We start from the raw sequence: 5,192 nt of genomic DNA, 5'->3' as shown, positions 1-5,192 counted from the left end.
GATTGACCGCACTGCCCCGCACCACCGCCAGCACCGGATGCCCCAGCCGCACCGCGTCCGACAGACGCTCCACCACCAGCACACCCGCACCCTCGGCCCACCCCGTGCCATCCGCACCCTCCGCGAACGCCTTGCACCGACCGTCCTCCGACAACCCCCGCTGCCGGCTGAACTCCACGAACAAGCCAGGCGACGACATCACCGTCACACCACCGGCAAGCGCCATCCGGCACTCACCGCGCCGCAACGCCTGCACCGCCAGATGCAACGCCACCAACGACGACGAACACGCCGTGTCGACCGTGAGCGTGGGCCCCTCCAGGCCGAAGGTGTAGGCGATGCGCCCGGCCGCGATGCTGCCCGCGCTGCCGTTGAGCAGGTAGCCCTCGAGTTCCTCGGGGGCCTTGCGGACCCTGGACCCGTAGTCGTGGTACATCAGGCCCATGTAGACGCCGGTACGGCTGCCGCGCAGCGACACCGGGTCGATGCCCGTCCGCTCCATCGCCTCCCACGACGTCTCCAGCAGCAGCCGCTGCTGCGGATCCATCGCCAGCGCCTCACGCGGCGAGATCCCGAAGAACTCGGCGTCGAACTCCGCCGCGTCGTACAGAAAGCCACCCGACCGCGAGTACGACTTCCCCACCGCGTCCGGATCCGGATCGAACAGGCCGTCGACGTCCCATCCCCGATCCGTCGGCCACGACGACACGGCGTCGCCCTCCGAGACGACCAGCCGCCACAGGTCCTCCGGTGAGCGCACGCCGCCGGGGAACCGGCACGCCATCCCCACGATCGCGACGGGCTCGTGGGCATCGTCCTGCAGCTTGCGCAGGTGCTCACGGGTGTCGTGCAGTTCCGCGGCAGCCTGCTTGAGGTACGAGCGCAGCTTGTCCTCGGTGTTCACTTTTCCCCCTGAGGTCATGAAGGTCCGTCGCCTGGCTTCGCTGTCAGATGCCGTTGTCGAGGAAGTCGAAGAGCTCGTCGTCGCTGGCCGCGTCGAACCGGTCCGCACCGGACGCTTCGTCGGCACTCGCCAGGTCGGTACCGAGGTGCTTGGCGACGAGTTGCTGCATCCGGCTCAGGACGCGGTCGCACGCCTCGTCGTCGGGCGCCAGGGTGGCGAGCGCGGACTCCAGCTGGTCGAGGTCGCTCAGCACCCGGTCCGCCAACGACTCCTCCTCCGGCCGCAGCTTTTCCCAGAGGTGGCCTGCGAGTACGGCCGGCGTCGGGTAGTCGAAGGCCAGGGTGGCGGAGAGACGCAGACCGGTGGCCCGCATCAGACGGTTGCGCAGTTCCACCGCGCCCAGGGAGTCGAAGCCGAGTTCCTTGAAGGTCTGGTGCGGCTTCACGGCGGTCGCCGTGGCGTGGCCCAGGACTCCTGCGGCCTGCGCGCAGACCAGGTCGCGAAGCTGCTCGGTCCGCTCCGCCTCGGGGGCGGCCGCCAGACGCTCGGCCAGGGTGGCCGTGTGGGTGGCCGGACCGTTGTCCGCAGTTGCCGCCGTCCGCCGCGCGGGCCTGCGGACCAGTTCCCGCAGGATGGCCGGCAGGGCGCCCGCGGCGGCCTGCTCGCGCAGGCTCGCCTCGTTCAGCACGGCGGGCAGGACGAAGGGCTCCCCCGCGCGTACGGCCGCGTCGAACAGGGCGAGTCCCTGCTCGGACGTCATCTCCGCGAGGCCGATCTGTGCGATACGCCGCATGGCGATCGTGTCGAGGTGTTCCGTCATGTCGCTGCGCTCCGCCCAGAAGCCCCAGCCGAGCGCGGTGCCGGGCAGCCCGCCCGCGGCTCGGTGGGCCGCGAGCGCCTCCAGGAACACGTTGGCCGCAGCGTAATGCGCCTGGCCGGAGCTTCCGAAGGTGGCCGCCGCCCCCGAGAAGAGGACGAAGGCGTCGAGGCGGTGGTCCCGGGTGAGGTCGTGCAGGTTGAGCGCTGCGTCGATCTTCGGGCGCAGGACACGGTCCAGCTGCTCCGCTGTCAGCCCGGTGACCACGGCATCGTCCAGGACACCCGCCGAGTGGACCACCGCGGTCAGCGGCCGCTCGGGCGGGATGCCCGCCAGCACGGCGGCCAGCGCCTCACGGTCCGCCGCATCGCATGCGGCGACGGTCACGTGCGCACCCAGCGCCGCCATCTCCGCGACCAACTCCCGTGCACCCGGCGCTTCCTGTCCACGCCGGCTGGTCAGCAGCAGATGCCGCACACCGTGCACCCGGACCAGGTGCCGGGCCACCAGAGCGCCCACCGTGCCGGTACCACCCGTGACCAGAACCGTGCCCGCATCCCCGCCGAAGCTCACGGCCGTGTCGGGGGAAGGAGTGCTGTGCCGTACGAGCCGCGGGACGAACACCGCACCGTCACGCACCGCCAACTGCGGTTCCCCGCCCAATGCCAGGCTCGAGGCCACCGTCTCCTCGGCACCGTCCACCAGCCACACACGGTCGGGGTGTTCCCGCTGCGCCGACCGCACCAGACCCCACACCGGAGCGTTCACCAGGTCCGCGACATCGTCCCCCGGCCGAACCGCCACCGCGCCGCGGGTGACGAACACCAGCCGCGTCGAAGCCAGACGCTCGTCGGCGAGGAACCGCTGAAGAAGCGTCAGCGCACGCCGCGTCGCCGACCGCGCCTGCTCGGCCACCTCCTCGGGCGCCACATCGCCACTCGTGAACGGCGCGACGACGACCTCGGGAATGGACTCCCCGAGGGCTGCCAGATCCAGGTCAGGTGCCAGGGCGGCCCAGATGGCACCGGCCGCCCGGTCCGACGCAACCTGTACCGGCTGCCACTCCAGGCGGTACAGGTCCTCCTGCCGGCCGACCCGCAACTGCTCCGCACTCACCGCGCGCAGCACCAGCGACTCCACCGATACGACGGGCCGGCCCGCCGGGTCCGTCGCCGACAAGGACACCCTGTCCTCGCCTGCCGTGGCCAGTCGTACGCGCAGTGCGGTGACGTCGGAGGACGCGAGGGAGACGCCGGTCCACGAGAACGGCAGCCGGGGTTCGCCGACCCCGTCCGCGGCCGGATCGATCAGCACCAGCGAGTGCAGCGCGGCGTCCAGCAGCGCGGGATGCACGGCGAATCCGTCACCGCCCCCCTGTGGCAGCCCGACCTCCGCAAATACCTCCCCGTCCCGGCGCCAGACAGCCTGAACGCCCTGGAACAAAGGCCCGTAGTCGTAACCGGCGGCGGCGAACTCCTCGTACAACGCGGAGACATCCACCTTCTCCGCACCCGCCGGAGGCCAGGCGGCGGACTCGAGCACCGGCTCGTCCGTTGCCCCGAGAGCCAGGACGGCCCGGGCATGAACCGTCCAGTCCTGGTCCGAACGGGAGCGCACCACCAGCGTCCGGCAGCCGGACTCGTCCGCACCGGTCACGCTCACATGCAGGCGCACCTCACCGTGGTCCGGCACCAACAGGGGCGCCTCCAGCACGAGTTCGCGCACCTCAGGGGTACCGACTTCCGCACCGGCCCGCAAAGCCATCTCGACGAACGCCGTCCCCGGCAGGAGTGCGGTTCCGAACACGGCGTGCTCGGCGAGCCAGGGCTGCGACCTCAGCGACACCGACCCCGTCAGCACCACGCCGTCGGACTCCGGCACCGGCACCATCGCACCGAGCAGCCCGTGCCCAAGCCCGTCCAGGCCCAGGCCCGCCGTGTCGGCGGCCTCTGCCTGCACCGGCTGCAGCCAGTACCGCTGCCGCTGGAAGGCATACGTCGGCAGCTCCAGGACGTCCGTCATCCGCCCGCTCACCGGCCACTGGACAGGAAGTCCGGCCGTGAACGCCTCGGCCAGCGCCAGAACGAAACGCCGCTGCTCGTCCTCGTTGCGCCGCAGGGTGCCCAGCACCACAGCCGGGGCATCCGCCTCCTCGACACTCTCCTCGATCGAGGCGGTCAGCACCGGATGCGCACTGGCCTCGACGAAGGCATCGAAGCCATCCGCGAGCAGCGCCTTGGTCGCACCGTGGAAGTCGACGGTCTGCCGCAGATTCGTGTACCAGTACCCCGCGTCCAGCGCCGAGCCGTCGACCATCTCGGCCGTCACCGCCGAGTAGAACGGCACCCGACCCGACCGCGGACGCACCGGCTCCAACAGCTCCAACAGCTCCTCACGGATCCGCTCCACATGCGCCGAGTGCGACGCATAGTCCACCGGGATCCGCCGCGCCCGCACACCATCCGCCTCACAGGAGGCGAGCAACTCCTCCAACGCCTCCACATCACCGGAGACCACGGTCGACGACGGCCCGTTGACCGCCGCCACCGACAACCGCCCGTCCAGGCGCGGAAGAACCCGCTCGGCCGAGAGAGCCACGGAGACCATGCCGCCACGACCCGCCAGCACACCCAGAGCCTTGCTCCGCAGCGCCACCACACGAGCCGCGTCCTCCAGCGACAGAGCACCGCAGACAGCCGCAGCCGCGATCTCGCCCTGCGAATGCCCCACCACCGCCGCCGGCTCCACCCCGCACGAACGCCACAGCTCCGCCAACGACACCATCACCGCGAACAACACCGGCTGTACCACATCCACCCGCTCGAACCCGGGTGCGCCCGCCTCACCACGAACCACCGCGGACAACGACCAGTCCACAAAGGGCGACAACGCCCGCTCGCACTCGACCATCCGCTCACCGAACACCGACGACGACTCCCACAACCCCGCCGCCATCCCCAACCACTGCGACCCCTGACCGGGAAACACGAACACCGCACGACGCCCCGCCACACCCACACCGCTCACCACACCCGACGCCACACCGCCAGACGCCAACGCGTCCAGGCCCCCCAGCAGTTCGGCACGATCACCGGCCACCACCACAGCCCGGTGCTCGAACACCGACCGCCCCGACACCAGCGCCGCCCCCGCACCCGCCAGGTCCAACCCGTCACGCCCGGCCACGAACGCACGCACCGACTCCGCCTGCGCCCGCAAAGCCTCCGCACTCCTGCCCGACACCACCCACGGCATCACGCCGGGTGCGTTGTCCTCGGACGCCGGATCACCGTGTTCCACCACCGGGGGCTGCTCGATCACGACATGCGCGTTGGTTCCGCCCACGCCGAAGGCGGAGACGGCGGCCCGTCGCGGCCGGTCCAGCTCAGGCCACGCCCGCTGCTCGGTCAGCAACTCCACCGCACCCGCCGACCAGTCCACATGCGACGACGGCTCATCCACATGAAGCGT

At 71.2% G+C, this 5,192-nt stretch carries 2 protein-coding genes; both read right to left on the bottom strand.

Annotated elements, in window-relative coordinates:
* The coding region (locus ABT057_RS48720) for a beta-ketoacyl synthase N-terminal-like domain-containing protein (protein ID WP_502974097.1) at positions 1-922 on the bottom strand (922 nt) is incomplete at its 3' end.
* Between the two features lie 25 nt (positions 923-947).
* A partial coding sequence (locus ABT057_RS48715; protein WP_502974096.1) for an SDR family NAD(P)-dependent oxidoreductase occupies positions 948-5,192 on the bottom strand: 4,245 nt, incomplete at its 5' end.

Origin of the sequence: Streptomyces sp. NPDC002588 (genome assembly GCF_040295925.1) — a bacterium.
Taxonomy (GTDB): Bacteria; Actinomycetota; Actinomycetes; order Streptomycetales; family Streptomycetaceae; genus Streptomyces.
Note: the sequence above shows the minus strand (reverse complement) of the source record. Positions and strands in the feature narration are given on the sequence as shown.